The following is a 17,025-nucleotide window of genomic DNA, read 5'->3' as shown; positions in this document are numbered from 1 at the left end:
GCCGAGCCGGCGCAGATTCGCCACGTAATTGCGCAGGTTCAGGTAGAACTCCGTGCGCGGGCGAGCGGTCAGCCGCGCCTGGACCGGGTCGGCGCTGAACGAGATCTTGTGTTCGGGCACGAGCAGCGCATCCGGACCCAGAATTTCGCGAGCCTGCCGGGTGTGTTCGGCGGTCACGAGGTACGGCAGCGCTCCCGCGGTGCGGTCGGCGGCCAGCTTCAGCACCCGCGGTCCGAGCGCCGCGAGCGCGAGCTGCTGTTTCGGGACGCCGTTGGCATCGAGGACGTCGACATAGTCGACGAGCGCGTCGTAGGGCTTGCGGAAATCCGAGTCCTGCTCGGGGTGCCCGGCGCCGAAGCCGAGGATGAAGCGGCCCGGGAAGCGCCGGTCGATGCGGTGGAACGACTCCGCGACCTGTTCGGCGGGCGCGGACCAGATATTGACGATGCTGGTGCCGACCGTCAGCGTCTCGGTCTCCTCGAGCAGCGCCTCGACGGCCGGTAGATCCGCCGGGGGCGAGCCGCCCAGCCACAACGCGCTGTACCCGAGACCTTCCAGCTCACGAGCCTGCCCCGGTTCGAAGCCGGCGTAGTACCGCCAGACGCCGAATTTGCCGATATTCGTGGTTCGCGCACCCTCTGTCATAGTCCTTGCGAACTCCGTTGCGCGGGCGACTATTCCGCCCGGCGCCGGAAAAATTCCCGGCGCACGATCTGGCACTCGCACAATGAGAGTGCTAAATTTGGCATCGGACAGCTTCCGGCGCTCGCCGCCGAGGCGGGCGTCACCACTGGATATGGAGGTGATTCCTGTGCTGAGGTTCGACCCGTTCCACGACATCGACACCGTTGCCCGGCAGCTCCTGGGGGATGCCGCCGGAACCACACGCGCGCCGCGCTTCATGCCGATGGACCTGTTCAAGGCCGGTGACCACTACGTCCTCAATGCCGATCTCCCGGGTGTCGATCCCGGCTCGGTCGACGTGAGCGTGGACAACGGCACCCTGACGCTGAAGGCGCAGCGCAGCCTACCCGGTGACGAGCACGTGCAATGGATCGCGTCGGAACGATTCGCGGGAACGTACATGCGCCAGCTGTCGCTCGGCGAAGGCATCGATACCGACAACATCAGCGCCACCTACAACGACGGCGTGCTGTCGGTGACCCTGCCGATCGCCGAGAAGGCCAAGCCGCGGCGCATCGAGATCGGCGGCATGGGCCGCGGCCCGAAGACCATCGAGGCCGGCCACTCCGAGGGCTGACCGGCCGCGGCGGGAATGTGCCCGCGCCCATCGGCGACAGAGACAGATGAGTGCGCAAGCCGCACAACACCATTCACCGGTGCAAGGTGGCCGGACGCGCGGGCGGAACCGAGGTTCGTCGCAGCGCGAAGGAGGTGAGAAACGCACAACCCTCGAATAGCGACTCGTACGGCCCCGCGGACGCCGCGGGGCCGTCGACCGACCGGGGCAGGTAGCGGCCCTCAGCTGCCGCAGCAGCCGTCCGCCTCGGGGATCGTACGCATCTCCCGGGTTTCGGCATTACGGGCGGCGAGGTCGGCATCCGCCGGGTAGTCGACGGCGATCAGGCTGAGCCCGTGGGCGGGAGCCACGGTGACCGAACTCGACCGTTCCCGTTCCGCGAGAAGGCTTTCCACCCACTCGGGAGTACGACGCCCCGCCCCCACCGCGAGCACCGCGCCCACCAGACTGCGCACCATGGACCAGCAGAACGCGTCGGCGCTGACGTAGGCGGTGAGCATCTGCGCGGGGTGGTCCGCGGACGGTTCCGCGGCCACGGCGTACTCATCGCCCCGATTCGCCGAGTCGGTGGCGAGCACAGGGGCGACAGGCGTCGTCACCCAATCGAAGCGCTGCAATTCGCGGACCGTCGTCGCACCTTCGCGCCGGCGGCAGAATGCGGCGAAATCGTGCAGCCCCAACAGCTTTCGCGATGCCTCACGCATGGCGCCGAGATCCACGCCGGGGCGGCATGCGACCACGCTGCGGGCCAGCAGCGGCGGGGCCCCGTAGGGCGCGGTGGTGAGCCGATACGCGTAGTGGCGGCGGATCGCGGAGAAGCGGGCGTCGAATTGCGGTGGTGCCGGGCGAATCCCGGTGACCCGCACATCCTTCGGCAGGAAGCGCGCCAGCCGGTGCAGCAGCTTGTCGTAGTCGGGCAGCGCGGTCGTGTCGAAATGCGCGACCTGTCCTTCGGCGTGGACACCGGCGTCGGTCCGGCCGGCCACCGTCAGCTGAATCGGTTCGCGCAGGACCTTGCTCAGCGATTCCTCGAGCACACTCTGCACGGTCCGCAGGCCGGGCTGGCGGGCCCAGCCGGTGAAATCGGTACCGTCGTAGGCGATATCGAGCCGTACTCGAACCGCAACCGAGGTTGCCGCCGGATCCTGCATGGTCACAGCCATTTCCTGGTTAACATGAGCGAAGCCCGCCGACCCGGAGGGGACGGCGGGCTCACTCGTGAATTCCCGACGCAGATCGAGAGGTCCCCGCACGTGGCGGGGACCAACTCATTCCGCCTTGTCCTCGGCGGGAGCCTCGGTGGACTCCGCCTCGGCGGCCTCGTCGGCCTTCGCCTCAGCAGCCTCGTCGGCCTTCGCCTCGGCAGCCTCGTCGGCCTTGGCCTCGGCGACCTCGGTCTTGGCCTGCTGGGCGGCGACCCGGCGAGCGCGATCGGCCTCGTTGGTCACGGTCTTCTCCCGGACCAGCTCGATGATCGCCATCGGCGCGTTGTCACCCTTGCGGGGCACGGTCTTGATGATGCGGGTGTAGCCACCCTCGCGGCCCTCGAACGACGGTCCGATGTTCGCGAAGAGCTCGTGCAGGACATCCTTGTTGCGGATGACCTTGAGCACCTCGCGGCGATCGGCCAGCGTACCGGCCTTGGCCTTGGTGACCAGCTTCTCGGCGTAGGGGCGCAGCGCCTTGGCCTTGGCCTCGGTGGTCGTGATCCGACCGTGCTCGAAGAGCGCCGTGGCCAGATTGGCGAAGATCGCCTTCTGGTGCGACGCCGACCCGCCGAAGCGAGCACCCTTCTTGGGCTTGGGCATTGGTTGTTCTCCTTAGGAAAGGCCGAGCGGGGCTGCCACCCCGGAAGGCCTAGAGCTGTTCGGTCTCGGCGTAGTCCTGCTCGCCGTTGTCTGCATCGCCGAAGGAGCCGCTGTCACTCCAGGTTCCGGTGGCGGCGTCGTAACCGACGACGCTCGACGGATCGAAGGAGGCCGGGCTGTCCTTCAACGACAGGCCGAGCGAATGCAGCTTGACCTTGACCTCGTCGATGGACTTCTGGCCGAAGTTGCGGATGTCCAGCAGATCCGATTCGGTCCGCGCAACCAGCTCGCCGACGGTGTGCACACCCTCGCGCTTGAGGCAGTTGTACGAACGCACGGTGAGGTCCAGGTCCTCGATCGGCAGCGCGAACGAGGCGATGTGGTCCGCCTCGGCCGGGCTCGGCCCGATCTCGATACCCTCGGCCTCCACGTTCAGCTCGCGCGCCAGGCCGAACAGCTCGACCAGGGTCTTACCGGCCGACGCCAGCGCATCCCGCGGGGAGATCGAGTTCTTGGTCTCGACGTCCAGGATGAGCCGGTCGAAGTCGGTGCGCTGCTCGACACGGGTGGCCTCGACCTTGTAGGTCACCTTCAGCACCGGCGAGTAGATCGAATCCACCGGGATCCGGCCGATTTCCGCACCCGAGGCCTTGTTCTGCACGGCCGGGACGTAACCGCGACCGCGCTCGACGACGAGCTCGATCTCCAGCTTGCCCTTGTCGTTCAGGGTGGCGATGTGCATGTCCGGGTTGTGCACGGTCACACCGGCCGGGGGAACGATGTCACCGGCGGTGACGGTGCCCGGGCCCTGCTTGCGCACGTACATCGTGACCGGCTCGTCCTCTTCGGACGACACGACCAGGCCCTTGAGGTTCAGGATGATGTCGGTGACATCTTCCTTCACACCCGGGACGGTGGTGAACTCGTGCAGCACGCCGTCGATGCGGATGCTGGTCACCGCGGCCCCCGGAATCGAGGACAGCAGGGTACGGCGCAGCGAATTGCCGAGGGTGTAACCGAAGCCCGGCTCGAGGGGTTCGATGGTGAACTTCGAGCGGTTCTCGGCCAATACCTCTTCGGCCAGTGTGGGTCGCTGTGAAATCAGCATGAGGATCTCCTCCTTCAGGGGCGCCCGCTATTTGACGCCCACGAACTGGGGTGTGGATGAGCACATCGGATAAAGTGCTCATCCACCAGCAGCACGAACGGCTTACTTCGAGTAGTACTCGACGATGAGCTGTTCGTTCAGCGGCACATCGATCTGCGCGCGTTCCGGAAGCTGGTGGACCAGGATCCGCAGCCGGTTCGGAACAACCTGCAGCCAGCCCGGGATCGGGCGGTCGCCCTGGGTCTCACGGGCGACCTGGAACGGCAGCGTCGGCAGCGACTTCTCCTTGACATCGATGATGTCGTACTGGGAGACCTGGAAGCTGGGGACGTCGACCTTGCGGTTGTTCACCAGGAAGTGGCCGTGCGAGACCAGCTGGCGGGCCTGGCGGCGGGTGCGCGCCAGACCGGCGCGGTACACGACGTTGTCCAGACGCGACTCGAGCAGCTGCAGCATGTTGTCGCCGGTCTTACCCTTGCGACGGTTCGCCTCTTCGTAGTAGCGGCGGAACTGCTTCTCCATGACGCCGTAGGTGAAGCGGGCCTTCTGCTTCTCCTGCAGCTGGAGCAGGTACTCGCTCTCCTTGATCCGCGCGCGGCCGTGCTGGCCGGGCGGGTAGGGACGACGCTCGAACGCCTGGTCGCCTCCGACGAGGTCGACACGCAGACGACGCGACTTGCGGGTGATGGGGCCTGTATAACGAGCCATTTTTCGCTAAATCCTTTCCCGCTAGACGCGACGCCGCTTGGGCGGACGGCAGCCGTTGTGCGGCTGCGGGGTGACGTCGGAGATCGTGCCCACCTCGAGGCCGGCGGCCTGCAGCGAGCGGATCGCGGTCTCACGGCCCGAACCCGGGCCCTTGACGAACACGTCGACCTTCTTGACGCCGTTCTCCTGCGCCTTGCGCGCGGCGTTCTCGGCGGCGAGCTGCGCGGCGAACGGGGTCGACTTACGCGAGCCCTTGAAGCCGACGTGGCCCGACGACGCCCACGAGATCACGTTGCCCTCGGGGTCGGTGATCGAGACGATCGTGTTGTTGAACGTGGACTTGATGTGCGCGTGGCCGTGCGGGACGTTCTTCTTGTCCCGGCGACGCGCCTTCTGGGACTTCTTGGGGCCGGAGGCCCGACTCTTCGGAGGCATCGGTTATCCCTACTTCTTCTTGCCGGCGACGGTCTTCTTCGGACCCTTGCGCGTGCGCGCATTGGTCTTGGTCCGCTGTCCGCGCACCGGCAGGTGGCGGCGGTGGCGGATGCCCTGGTAGCAGCCGATCTCGATCTTGCGGCGGATGTCGGCCTGCACCTCACGGCGCAGGTCACCTTCGACCTTGAACTCCGACGCCTCGATGTAATCGCGCAACCGGGTGACGTCGTCGTCGCTGAGATCCTTCGACCGCAGGTCGGGGCTGACGCCGGTGGCGTCCAGGATCTCCTTGGCGCGGGTACGACCGATGCCGAAAATGTAGGTCAGCGCGATCTCCATGCGCTTCTCGCGCGGGAGATCGACGCCCATCAGACGTGCCATGTGGCAGCTTCCTTAACTGTTGCGGAGGTCTGCTCCCTGTCCGTCCCCTCGAATGGGGCCCCGGCCTCCGTTCCGGGGGTAGGTCGTCCGTCCGCTCTCCGCTCGTTTCCGAGGCGGCGAGCTCGCCGACGGCGACTGGCGCTGGGAGGTCTTCTTTTCTGTGCCAATCCGAACTGCGTTCGGTGCTTGGCTGGTGAACCCCTGCGTCGGGGTGTAGCCCAGGTCAGCCCTGACGCTGCTTGTGACGCAGGTTGTCGCAGATCACCATGACCCGGCCGTTACGGCGGATCACCTTGCACTTCTCGCAGATCTTCTTGACGCTCGGCTGAACCTTCACGTCCGTCCAATCTGGTTGTGGTTCACACGGGTGTGAACACAGGTGTTCCCCAGTCGTATGACTGGGGAAGTCTTTTGTCGCAGATCCCGAGGCCAGAGCCCCGAAATGCCACGAGAGCCCCGGAGCCGAAACTCCCGAACTCCCTCCGGGGACCGCTCCCCGGAAAACTCACTTGTAGCGGTAGACGATGCGACCGCGGGACAGGTCGTAAGGAGAAAGCTCCACGACCACGCGGTCCTCGGGCAGGATGCGGATGTAGTGCTGACGCATCTTGCCGCTGATGTGCGCGAGAACCTTGTGACCGTTCTCCAGCTCGATGCGGAACATCGCATTCGGCAGTGGCTCGATAACTCGACCCTCGACCTCGATGGCCCCGTCTTTCTTCGCCATATCCTCCGCGATCCCGCTTACGCTGAAACCCGGTGTGGTCTCAACTCTTCGGCTAGCTTGTCACTGCAGTTACCGGTGCACTCCAGTCGACCCGGTGCCATACTCTTCGTAGTCACATGCGGACATGCAGTCACGAGAACTACACGCATTCGCATGAACACAGACGTCGGGCAGGTGCACCGCCGACCAAGCTTACCCGTGCGCCCACGATCCGGCCAAATGCGGTCCCCTCGCGCCGTCCGCGGCGGTCCGGCGCACCGTTCTCGCCGCTTCCACTAGTGGTCGGCGAGCGGGCCGCGCCCGGTGAGCGGGCCCCACGCCGCGATCAAGCCCAGCATCAGCACCAGCGCGATCGTGATGACCGTGAACACCGTCCCCGGACCATGGCTGTCCAGCAGCGGAAGCAGCAGGAACGGCTGGACGGCGGTGCTCAGTTTCGACAGAGAATAGGCCGTACCCGAGGCGGTGCCGCGCACGGTGGTGGGAAACGACTCCGGCAGATACGTGTGCAGGGCATTGGAGAAGACGTTGCTGGCCAGGGTGAACAGGCCGCCCGACAGCAGGATCAGCGGCACGCTCGTCGCGAATCCGAAGATCAGGCCGAACAGCGCCATCAGCGCGGCCGACGCCATCACCAGATATTTGCGCTCGACGCGTTCGATCAGCGGAATCGACAACAGCGAACCCAGCGGATAGCCGAGGTAGGTGACGGTCAGATAGCCGAGGGAGTTCACCACCGTGAACCCCTTGTGCTGTAACACCAGCACCGCCAGCGTGCCGAAACCGTAGTAGCCGAAGACCTGCAGGATCATCACCGCGGAGAACAGCAGAGTGCGCCCACGGTTGGCGCCGCGCAGGATGTCGGTGAACGCCACCTTCGAGCTGGTGGTCGCGGCCTTGTCGTGCTGGGCCCGCCAGTGCGGCGATTCGGGCATGTGCCGGCGGGCGACGAACACCAGCGCGGCGCCGAAGCCGCCGAAGATGAACAGCCAGCGCCAGCCGTCGGTGCCGAACGGTTGCAGCGGAACCAGCCACCGAGCCAGAAATCCGACGGTCGGCACCGCGCAGAAGCCGATTGTGTAGGCGATGGCGATCATCCGGCCGCGGACCTGCGGCGGCATCACCTCCGACAGATAGGTGTCGGAGACGGTCATCTCCGCGCCGATGCCGAGTCCGGCGAGCACGCGGGTCGCCATCAGGAACCAGACGTTGGGGCTGAACGCGCCGAGCAGGGTGAATCCGGCGTACACCCCGATATTGATCATGAACATCCGGCGGCGGCCGAAGAGGTCGGAGAGCCGGCCGATCACCAGCGCGCCGAGGAATTGGCCGACGAAGGCCGAGGCGAGGATGCCGCTCAGCTGATAGGTCGACAGCGCGAGCTGCTGCTTCAGCACACCGGTGATGGTGCCGGCGAGGAACAGTTCGTAGAGATCGAAGAACAGGCCCAGGCCGACCAGCGCGACGAGCTTGCGATGAACCGGCCGGACGGGAAGTTCGTCCAACCGGGCCGCGCGGGGATCATCGCCCGCGGTGATTGCCATTTCGATACGCTCCCGACCTCGCAAATAAGGGGCAACCGAACCCGCCGGGAGGCGGCGCGGCGCGGCGTCCGACCGGCTCGTCGGCTGTGGGTAGGACGCCCGTCACGGCCGATAGCCCTCGCGTAAACTACCGGCTGTCCAGGAAATCGGTCCAGCAGATCCCAGGGGGACACCCGTGAGCGTGCGCAGCGAGCGAATTACGGACGCAGCGCCCTCGAACCCGATCGGCACGATCCTCGGCGAGGCCCCGAGCACGAACCGCGGTGAGGTACTGCCGTGAGTCGCAACAACAACGATCTGCCGATGCTGCCCCCGTGGCTGTCGGAGAGCGACGTCACGCAAACGGGGTACGAAGCGCCGGTCGAGAACCTTCCGCACGAGGAGTACATCCCGGAGGACAGCGGTCCACGGCGGTTGTTCTCCCGCAAATCCGACGACCGGGCGGACTCCGACAAGAAGGAGTCCGACCGGAAGTGGCGGAAATCCCGCCGCAAGGACAAGACCGACGCCGAGCCGGCCGCCGGTGAGGGGTCGCCCTCGTGGGGGCCGCCCGACACCGCCCGGCCGCAGGGAGATGCACTGCCGGGGCCGGAATCGTTGCGCGGCAACGGTTCTCAGGGCTCCGAGTCCTTGCCGTGGCAGCAGCAGACTCCTGAGGGCTACCGTCCGGACGGCGTCCAGGGGGTGATCCCGGCCGACTTCCGTGCGCAGCAACAGAATCAGTTCGCGCAACCGCAACTACCGATGCAGCCGCAACCGCAACAGCCCCCGACGCAGCCGCCGGGGCCGTGGAATTCGCCGCCGTCGACGCCGCCCGCTCCGCTCCGGGAAACGCCGCACCTCCCCGCGCAGCCGCCGACCGCGGATTCGTCGTCCACCCCCGCGGCGCCGTCGCGTCACGACTTCGGCCGCCCGCCCGCGACCGCACAGCCGAATCCCGCTCCGGTACCGCAGGCTCCCACCCCTCGTCCGGAGCAGGCGTCCGGCCCGGTCGACGGCGAGCCGCTGTCCGGCGAGATTCCGGCGGCACCGCCACAGACTCCGGCCCGGCCGCCGATTCCGCCCGCACCGCACCACCTGTCGAGCACTCCTGTCCCGGCCGCCGACGGCGCGGATGCGGAGATGACCGTGCGGGTGACGCGGCGGCCCGACCTGCCGCCACCGCCCCAGCAGCAGGCCCCCACTCCGCCGCCGCTGCCCGAATGGCCGGATCCGGCTCCCCCGCCCCGTTCCGGACCGCCGCCGCGCCTGGGCGTGCCGGAGGGATACGAGAGCGCGTCGTCGGACGCGAACAGGGTCGGCGCACAACAGGTTTCGTCCGCGACGAACTACACCGCGTCCCCGATCGCAGACGCGCCGGGGCTGCCGCAGCAGTCGGCGGACACCCGCCCCGCCTCGGTCGATATGCCCGTCGGTACCACTCCCCCGGCGCCGACGGACGTTCCGGCCCACGGATCGGCGAGCAGCCCGGTCGGGCCGACCCCGAACGCGAGTGGTCCAGCCGAGAACGTGCACGCTGGGACGTCCGGCGTCGCGGAGGAGGCGCCCGCCTGGCTCGGCGGTGCCACGGAGCACTCGCCCGCGCCGGGCGATTCCGCACCCCGGCGCCACGACGCTGCCGAGGTGTCGGTCGCACATCGACCGACCGGGGATTCGGGTGCGCCCGGCGAGACCGCATCGAATACTCCTGATCTCCCCGTCGCAGCCGACGGTACGGGGCACAGTGGCGGCACGTGGGATGCCTTCGCGGCCGGTAGCGATTCGACTTCCGGTCCCCGGCCTCCCCAGCCGACGGTGGGAACCCGTGCGCCGGAGAGTGATTCGGGGGCGTCGTCGGTGGTCGGGGGTGTCGGGTTCTACAGCTCCGGCAATACCGGCACCGCCGATTCGGCAGGTCCGCAGTGGAGCGGGCGGCATCGGGTCGCCTCCGAGCCGGTGGCGGCTCAGGAACATTCCGTGCGGCCCGGGCCGGATACGGGTACCGCCGCGTGGAACGGCACCGGCGCGGCACCGGCGCAGTCCGAAGGGCGGCCGCAGACGCCCGACGCTGGGAGTCCGCAATACGGCGCGGTGCCACAGGCATCGCAGTACCCGCCGCCTCCCGCTCCGGAGTTCGGTACGCACACAGCACATTCCGGCCCGATGCCGCAGGTGCCGAATGCCGAATCGACGATGGTCGCCGGCCCCCAAGGCGTGTCGCAGCCGCGCATTTCACAACCGGCCCCGGACGCCCAGTGGCACAGCGCGCCGCAACCTCCGCCGCAGGTGCCGGGCCCGGCGACCGGTCCCGAACAGCAGTGGGCCGCACGACAGACGGATCAGTATTCCCAGCCGCAGCAGTACGCCCAGCCGAATCCGTATATGCCGGGGCAGCAGGCCCCTTCGCCCGAGCAGTATCAGCACGCCCCCACCCCGCAGGCCCAGCAGCAGGCCCCCCATCCACAGGCGCAGTATCAGCAGTACCAGCAGGGTCAGCCGCCGCAGCAGTACCCACCGAACGGCGTGACGCCCTCACTCGAGGATGTCCCGATGCGCCGGGCGAAGAAGGCTCCCGGTTCGGGCTGGCGGCGCGCGGTGCACCACATGTCGGGTGGCGCCATCAATCCGGGTATGTCCGCGGAGGAGCTGCGCCTGCAGGAACTGGTGGCGCGCATCCGGCAGCCGGTGCGCGGCGACTATCGGATCGCCACCCTGTCGCTGAAGGGCGGTGTCGGCAAGACCACCACCACGATGGGCATCGGCTCGATCTTCGCCTCCATCCGCGGTGACCGCGTGATCGCCGTCGACGCCAACCCGGACTTCGGCACCCTGTCGCAGCGGGTGCCGCTGCAGACCCGCTCCACGGTGCGGGACCTGTTGCTGGATCAGCAGATTCGCAGTTACGGCGACGTGCGCCGGCACACCTCGCAGGCCACCAGCCGGCTGGAAGTGCTGGCCAGCGAACGTGATCCGGCGGCGTCGGAATCGTTCAGCGAGGACGAATACCGCCAGGTGCTGCGCGTGCTGCAGCGGTTCTACAACATCATCCTCACCGATTGCGGTACCGGACTGATGCATTCGGCGATGGCGGGTGTGCTGGATCTGGCGCATTCGCTGGTGCTGATCTCGTCGTCGGCGATCGACGGCGCCCGCAGCGCGGCGGCGACGCTGGACTGGCTCTCGCTGCACGGACACGATCATCTGGTGCGCAATGCCGTCGTGGTGATCAATCTGCCGCGCGAGGGGTCACCGAATGTGGCGATTCAGCATCTGCGCGAATACTTCCTGGCCCGGTGCCGCGCCGTGCACGTCATCCCCTACGACCCGCATCTGGCCGAGGGCGCCGAGATCGACCTGGCCCGGCTGCACAAGAACACCAAGCGTGCGCTGGTGGAACTGGCGGCGACGGTGGCCGACGATTTCGCCACCGACCATCGGCGGTTCGGCGGTTACTGAGCACTGCGGTTACTGAGCACTGCGGTCCTGCCAGGCCATCGGGGTCGCCCGGACTTCGGCGATGCTGCGGCCGCGGCGACGGCGGAACAGTCCGCGCAGGGTGCCGGCATTGAGATAGCCGACCCGCGCGGCGACCGTCTCCACGGTGGCATTCGTGGTGCGCAGCAGCCGGGTGGCGCGCTCGAGGCGGATTTCGTTCACGAAATCCCTCGGTGACATCCCGATTTCGGCCTGGGTCGCACGTTGCAGACTGCGCACGGTGACACCGAGTTCGCGGGCGGCGTCGGTGATCAGGAACTGCTCGGCGATATGTCCGCGCACCCAGCGTTCGAAGGCCGCGACCAGTGAATTTCCGCGCGCGATCACCTGGGGAACGATGTAGTCCCGCTGCGCGCCTCCGCTGCCGGCCAACAGCATCCGGGCCGCGCGTTCGGCTTGGGCGGGACTGCGACCGGCCACCGTGGCCAACGCGAGGTCGAGGTGGGCCAGGGCGGCCGCGGCCGTCGCGATGTGACCGGAGCGGCACAGGATGCGTCCCTCGTCCAGGTCGACGTTCGGATAGCGGCGGCGGAAGGCCGGGCCGAGCCACCAGCTCGTCGTCGCGGGCAGCCCGTCGAGCACTCCGGCCTCGGCGAGGAAGAAGGTTCCGGTGCACGCGGCGGCCAACGGTGTCCCCGCGAGGTGTGCCTGCGAAATGCGCTCCAGCACCGGCTGGTTGGCGGGCGCCGCGATGAGGTCGACCACCGCGTCCGCATCCATCGCGAGCACGGCGGGCACGATGATCGGGCCGATGTCGCCGGGCACCTCGGCCAGCGGCGTGGTCGGGATCAGATGGCCGTGGCCGGAGCGGACGCTGCCGCCGAGCGCGACGGTGTGCACTCGCCACGGTTCGGGCTCCAGTTCCGGATCGTCGACGAGCGAGTTCGCCGTGTTGAAGACCTCCAGCACGGCGGCGAGACCGAGGTCTCCGACACCGTCCACGACGAATACCGCCACATCCATGTCGCAAACAGTACTGAACGCGTCGGATACGACACTGATATTGCGCGCATCCGCCGCTTAGTGTTGCCGTATGACGATGTGGGCGAACAGAGGTGCACGATGCGCATCGTGAGCAGTGTGTGTCATCTCTTCGAATACGAGGTCACCGCGGCGGGGCCGTGCGCGGTCGCGCTGGATCCGGCGGCGGTGCGCGCTCGGAAGTTGTTCGTGGACTGCCTCGTCCTGCAGATCGCGGTCGAGCCCGGTGATACCGCGATACTTCCGGCGGCAGTCGAGGTCGTGAAAACCATTGCGGCACACGACGACGCCGGCTACCTCGTGGTCGAAGGTGTGGCGCCGTGGGCGCGAAGCGACCGCCGCGGGGCATACGAGGACGTACTCACCGGCCTGGCGGATGTCCTCGACGTCGTATCCGAGCTCACCGAGCGCTTGGAGGAACGCGGTGAACTGGTCCACCTGATGCCGTTCGGCTGGAACACGATTCGCTTCACCGAACTGGCCGGTGGCTCTCGACCGCGGCGGGTGACCCGGCTGAATCCGGCGCCGCTGCCGGCGGATCGGTCGCGGCACAGCCGCGCACCGCGGATGGCGGGCTCGTGCCGATCGCTGACCTACTAGCCTGACTCACCAGGTCGGCAGGCGACGCCGACCGGCGAGGACGTCACGCACCAGATCGTCGTAGCCGTCGGCCAATTCGGCCAGGTGATGCCAGGCACCGTGCAGCACTTCGTCGTTCGCGTCGAGGGTCATCAACGCGTGGTGCGCGCGCACCGACGCCTCGGCCAGCCGGTCGATGACGGCGCCGATCGTCTCGGTGTGCAGGGTGGCGCCGGAGCTCTGCCGCGGGACGGCGCGGACGATCCAGTCGTCGATCGCCATCACCAATTCCATTCGCCGTCTGCCGATTTCGATCATCAGCGCGGAGTCTGGATCCGGTGCGGAACCGCCGCGGCCGAGCTGGCGTTCGAACAGCACCGCCAGGTCGCGCGCGAACCACAGGATCGGGCCGCCGATCACGCGGTGCCCCCGGCACGCGCGCAACAACAGATCCGAACTCGGCAGAACTTCGGTCGTCAGGAAATCGACGGCCGTCGGTGTATGTGGTGTGTCGGGCCATGCCACGACCACCATCGGGGACGTCTCCAAACCAGCCACGTTGCCTCGCCGTCGTCGCCGTACAACCAATGGTCAGGACGTTCATTACAATAAACCTCTGAATGTGTGTGTCAAGGGTCACACTGCCCCGTCAACCAGCAGAGTAGACTTCCGGTCGTTGAAGGTACAACCGAGGAGCGAGATGGCCGCCGGTCCGAGGTACCAGCGAATAGCCGACGTCCTACGGGACGCGATCCGCGACGGCACGTACAAACCTGGTGATCGCCTGCCCAGCCACAACGAGCTGGCCGACCAGATGCATGTCTCGATCACCACCGCGCGCAACGCGATTCAGGTGCTAGTCGCCGAAAACCTGCTGTTCACAGCGACTTCCCGGGGCACGATCGTGCGCAGCCAGGAGGTCCTGGAATCCGTGGTGACCAACCATATTCGACGCGACCGTCCCACGTCGGCACACGACATCTTCTCCGAGATCGCGCGCGCCGCCGGGCGTGAACCGGCCAAGCAGTTCAGCGCCCGGATGGAACCGGCCGGTACGGAAGTCGCGCACTGGCTCGGCGTACCGAAGGACTCCTGGGTCGTCTCACGCACCGTCGTGCAGTACCTCGATAACGAACCGTGGTCGTGGGAGGTCAGCTACTACCCGCGCGACCTCGCCGAACTCACCGGAATCGATTCTCCGCACGACATTCCGGAGGGCACCACGCGGCGGCTGGCCGCGCGCGGCTATCCCGAAACCGCCCACCGGGATACGGTCGTGGCCCGCCCGGCCAGTGCCGACGAGGCGGCCGTCCTGGGCGTCGGAGCCGGCACGATGCTGCTCGATCATCTGCGCATCGGCGCCAGCAGCACTCGCATCATGCGGGTCACCCGCCAGCGGTCGCTGGCCGCGCGCAACCGGCTGGCCTACGAACTCGGCGACGACGAGGGCACCGCCCTGATCCGCAAAACCCTGGGGGCGCCGCATCCGCCGGGCAACTCCCATTCCTTCGGTAACTCACTGGTACCCGGATCACCATGAGTATCCGCATCCGCCAGGCCCGCTCGGCCGACCTCGGCAACATCTGCCGACTACGGCTCCAGCGCACGGCCTGGCTTGCGGCACGCGGCTCGGACCAGTGGACCCGGCAGGGCCGAGGGCTACCGATCGAACGGTTCGCCCGCGCGGTCGGCCGATCGGTGGCGGCCGGGGAGACCTGGGTCGCGGAGGTCGGCGGCGAATTCGCGGGCACCGTCACCGTGAACGATCGCGCGGATCCCGGGCTGTGGTCGCCGCGGGAGATCGCCGACGCGGTGATCGTGCACTACATGATCGTCGATCTGCGCTTCGCCGGATACGGCGTCGGCCGGGCACTGCTCGCCCACGCCGCGAGTCTGGCCCTTGTCCGGCAACGCAACTGGGTGCGGTTGGACGCGTGGACCAGGAACAGCGAGCTGCACCGGTACTACCGCTCGGCGGGATTCCGGCTGGCCCGCATCGCGAATCCGGCCGTCAGCGGACCTTCGGCGGCGCTGTTCGAACGCCGCGCCGACAGCTGGGACTTACCGGAACCGATCGTGCGACGCCACCTGCACGCGGACCGGGGCGATCCGGTGCCCTGACTCAGACCGGCGGCAGATAGCTCACCTGCACCATTTCGTTCTCGCGGGCGCGGGACACGAGCGTGCCCCGGCCGGGTGCGAGCTTGGCCGACCGCACGTCGCCGAGCAGTTTGCCCTCGTCCTTGGGCGCCGACATGAGCAGCGCGTCGACCGAGAGGTCCTTCATCATGCCCAGTACCTTGTCGTACAGCGCCCGGGAGGCGCCCCCGGAGCGCCGTGCCACGATCAGGTGCATACCGATATCGCGGGCCTGCGGAATGAATTCCAGCAGCGGTTCGAGCGGATTGCCCGCACCGGTGGCGACCATGTCGTAGTCGTCGACCACGATGTAGATCTCCGGCCCGGTCCACCAGCTGCGATCCCGCAACTGCTGCGGCGTGATGTCCGAACCCGGAATCCGTTGCCGCAGATAGGCGGCGACCTCCTTGATTATGTCGAACGACGTCTGCCCCGAGGTGGAATAGCCGGCGAGCTGCTGGCCCTCCAGGACACCGAGCATGGTGCGCCGGTAGTCGATCAGGATGACGCGCGCCTGTTCGGCCGTCGAATTCTCGGTGATGCCGAGCACGATGTTGCGCAGCAGCGTGGTCTTGCCGCACTCCACGTCGGCGAAGGCCATCAGATGCGGCTGCGCGTCGAAATCCATGACCAGCGGCGCCAATTCGTTCTCACCCAGACCGACCACCACCCGTGTGGCGCTGCATTCGATGCCACGTTGCGCCGCCTCGGCGAGCACCTGTTCGCGGGGCACCCGCAGCGGCAGCATCCGGACCGCGGGTGCGCGGCGGTCGCCGTAGAGCTCGGCGAACTGACTGCGCGCCAGCGCGATACCGTCGGAGAGAGTCGCCGGATCGGAATCGGAGTCCAGCCGCGGCAGGGCGATCAGCATGTGCAGCTTCTCCGGGGTCAGACCGCGGCCGGGACGACCGACCGGCACCAGAACGGCCGTGCGCCGATCCATTTCGGAGTCGCTCGGGTCACCGAGGCGCAGTTCCAGCCGGGTGCCGACGAGATCCTTGACCGCCGGCCGGATCTCGCCCCAGCGGGTGGCGCCGATCATCAGGTGGATGCCGTAGGACAGGCCCTGTGCGGCCAGCGCGTTGAAGGCCGGTTCCAGCACGTCGAATTCGGCGCGGATGGTCGCCCAGCCGTCGACCACCAGGAAGACGTCGCCGAACAGGTCCTGCGACAGCGGGTCCGCCGCCCGCTCGGCCGGACTCCGCTGCGCCAGTTCGGCTTTGCGGCGGCGGAACTCGTGGATCGATTCGATGCCCAGTTCGCGGAACCGTTCCTCGCGCTGATGCAGCAGGGTCACCATCTCGGCGACCGTGCGGCGCACCCGGTCGATGTCCATACGCCCGGCGACCGAGCCGACGTGCGGGATGTCGGCCAGACCCGCCAGCGTGCCGCCACCGAAATCCAGGCAGTAGAACTGCACCTGCTCCGGCGTGTGGGTGGCCGCGGCCGCCATGATGATCGACCGCAGGGTGGTCGACTTACCCGACTGCGGACCGCCGACCACGGCCAGGTTGCCCTGTCCCGCGGACAGATCCACGATCAGCACGTCGCGGCGCTGTTCGTACGGCTTGTCGATCACGCCGATCGGCCACCACAGCCGGCCGTGCCGGTTCACCGGCGATCGCCAGTCCGGATCGGGCAGCAGCATGTCCACCGACGGCGATTCGTCCAGCGGCGGCAGCCACACCTCGTGCGCCGGGCGGCCGTGACCACGCAACCGGTCCACCACCACGTTGAGCAGCGTCTTGGGCACGGTATCGGCGGGTGCGCCGGGTGGAAGCTCCAGCTCCGCTTCGGGCGATCCGGGCGGCGGCGGAAGTTCGGGCCGGCCCAGCGGCCCGCGTGCCGGCGCGGCCGCCGCCGGTGTGCGCACCGGGACC

General features: G+C 68.0%; 18 protein-coding genes. 5 read left to right on the top strand and 13 right to left on the bottom strand.

From position 1 onward, the window contains the following. Positions 1–645 (bottom strand): TIGR03620 family F420-dependent LLM class oxidoreductase (locus tag ON23_RS04495; protein ID WP_039776548.1); only part of this gene is annotated, 645 nt, incomplete at its 3' end. Positions 646–811: 166 nt separating this feature from the next. Here ON23_RS04495 and ON23_RS04490 point away from each other — a divergent pair. Continuing rightward, positions 812–1,261, top strand: a complete 450-nt coding sequence (locus tag ON23_RS04490; RefSeq protein ID WP_039776557.1) for an Hsp20/alpha crystallin family protein — start codon at positions 812–814, stop codon at positions 1,259–1,261. 221 nt (positions 1,262–1,482) lie between these two features. Here the strand turns inward: ON23_RS04490 and truA are convergent, their stop codons facing one another. The 9 genes from truA to ON23_RS04445 all read right to left on the bottom strand — a co-directional run bounded on the left by truA (position 1,483) and on the right by ON23_RS04445 (position 7,972). Next, on the bottom strand, positions 1,483–2,424 hold the full coding sequence (truA, locus tag ON23_RS04485) for a tRNA pseudouridine(38-40) synthase TruA (protein WP_051041988.1): 942 nt from the start codon (positions 2,422–2,424) through the stop codon (positions 1,483–1,485). Positions 2,425–2,529: 105 nt separating this feature from the next. After that, positions 2,530–3,069, bottom strand: a complete 540-nt coding sequence (rplQ, locus tag ON23_RS04480) for a 50S ribosomal protein L17 (protein WP_039776547.1) — start codon at positions 3,067–3,069, stop codon at positions 2,530–2,532. Positions 3,070–3,118: 49 nt separating this feature from the next. Then, on the bottom strand, positions 3,119–4,177 hold the full coding sequence (locus ON23_RS04475) for a DNA-directed RNA polymerase subunit alpha (RefSeq protein ID WP_030513445.1): 1,059 nt from the start codon (positions 4,175–4,177) through the stop codon (positions 3,119–3,121). Between the two features lie 102 nt (positions 4,178–4,279). Then, positions 4,280–4,885, bottom strand: a complete 606-nt coding sequence (rpsD, locus tag ON23_RS04470) for a 30S ribosomal protein S4 (RefSeq protein WP_030513444.1) — start codon at positions 4,883–4,885, stop codon at positions 4,280–4,282. 21 nt (positions 4,886–4,906) lie between these two features. Beyond that, positions 4,907–5,320: a 30S ribosomal protein S11 gene (gene rpsK / locus ON23_RS04465; protein WP_025347281.1), complete on the bottom strand. Its 414-nt coding sequence runs from the start codon at positions 5,318–5,320 to the stop codon at positions 4,907–4,909. 9 nt (positions 5,321–5,329) lie between these two features. Further along, positions 5,330–5,701: a 30S ribosomal protein S13 gene (rpsM, locus tag ON23_RS04460; protein ID WP_030513443.1), complete on the bottom strand. Its 372-nt coding sequence runs from the start codon at positions 5,699–5,701 to the stop codon at positions 5,330–5,332. Positions 5,702–5,924: 223 nt separating this feature from the next. Continuing rightward, positions 5,925–6,038 (bottom strand): 50S ribosomal protein L36, encoded by a 114-nt coding sequence (rpmJ, locus tag ON23_RS04455; protein ID WP_025347279.1) that lies wholly within the window; start codon positions 6,036–6,038, stop codon positions 5,925–5,927. 168 nt (positions 6,039–6,206) lie between these two features. After that, positions 6,207–6,428, bottom strand: a complete 222-nt coding sequence (infA, locus tag ON23_RS04450) for a translation initiation factor IF-1 (protein WP_003886926.1) — start codon at positions 6,426–6,428, stop codon at positions 6,207–6,209. A 275-nt stretch (positions 6,429–6,703) separates the two neighbouring features. Further along, a complete protein-coding gene (locus ON23_RS04445; protein WP_039776545.1) occupies positions 6,704–7,972 on the bottom strand; it encodes an MFS transporter in 1,269 nt (422 codons plus the stop codon). Positions 7,973–8,248: 276 nt separating this feature from the next. Here ON23_RS04445 and ON23_RS39085 point away from each other — a divergent pair, with 276 nt between their 5' ends. Continuing rightward, complete coding sequence (locus ON23_RS39085; RefSeq protein WP_245555908.1) at positions 8,249–11,407, top strand: MinD/ParA family ATP-binding protein; 3,159 nt, start codon at positions 8,249–8,251, stop codon at positions 11,405–11,407. Positions 11,408–11,416: 9 nt separating this feature from the next. Here ON23_RS39085 and ON23_RS04435 read toward each other — a convergent pair whose 3' ends face one another. After that, positions 11,417–12,409 (bottom strand): GlxA family transcriptional regulator, encoded by a 993-nt coding sequence (locus tag ON23_RS04435; RefSeq protein ID WP_039776544.1) that lies wholly within the window; start codon positions 12,407–12,409, stop codon positions 11,417–11,419. Between the two features lie 108 nt (positions 12,410–12,517). Here ON23_RS04435 and ON23_RS04430 point away from each other — a divergent pair, with 108 nt between their 5' ends. Continuing rightward, the gene (locus tag ON23_RS04430) at positions 12,518–13,027 is read left to right on the top strand and encodes a hypothetical protein (protein WP_143859966.1); all 510 of its coding nucleotides are present in this window, start codon (positions 12,518–12,520) and stop codon (positions 13,025–13,027) included. A gap of 6 nt (positions 13,028–13,033) precedes the next feature. Here the strand turns inward: ON23_RS04430 and ON23_RS04425 are convergent, their stop codons facing one another. Next, positions 13,034–13,555, bottom strand: a complete 522-nt coding sequence (locus ON23_RS04425) for a DUF4254 domain-containing protein (RefSeq protein WP_244970182.1) — start codon at positions 13,553–13,555, stop codon at positions 13,034–13,036. 151 nt (positions 13,556–13,706) lie between these two features. Here ON23_RS04425 and ON23_RS04420 point away from each other — a divergent pair, with 151 nt between their 5' ends. Further along, a complete protein-coding gene (locus ON23_RS04420) occupies positions 13,707–14,546 on the top strand; it encodes a GntR family transcriptional regulator (RefSeq protein WP_051041985.1) in 840 nt (279 codons plus the stop codon). Then, complete coding sequence (locus ON23_RS04415; protein ID WP_051041983.1) at positions 14,543–15,127, top strand: GNAT family N-acetyltransferase; 585 nt, start codon at positions 14,543–14,545, stop codon at positions 15,125–15,127. The genes ON23_RS04420 and ON23_RS04415 overlap by 4 nt, the downstream gene beginning before the upstream one ends. A gap of 1 nt (position 15,128) precedes the next feature. Here ON23_RS04415 and eccCb read toward each other — a convergent pair. Continuing rightward, positions 15,129–17,025 (bottom strand): type VII secretion protein EccCb (eccCb, locus tag ON23_RS04410; RefSeq protein WP_063821219.1); only part of this gene is annotated, 1,897 nt, incomplete at its 5' end.

It is taken from the genome of Nocardia cerradoensis NBRC 101014, assembly GCF_000308535.1.
Taxonomy (GTDB): domain Bacteria; phylum Actinomycetota; class Actinomycetes; order Mycobacteriales; family Mycobacteriaceae; genus Nocardia; species Nocardia cerradoensis.
This window is presented reverse-complemented; position numbering and strand designations above follow the sequence as displayed.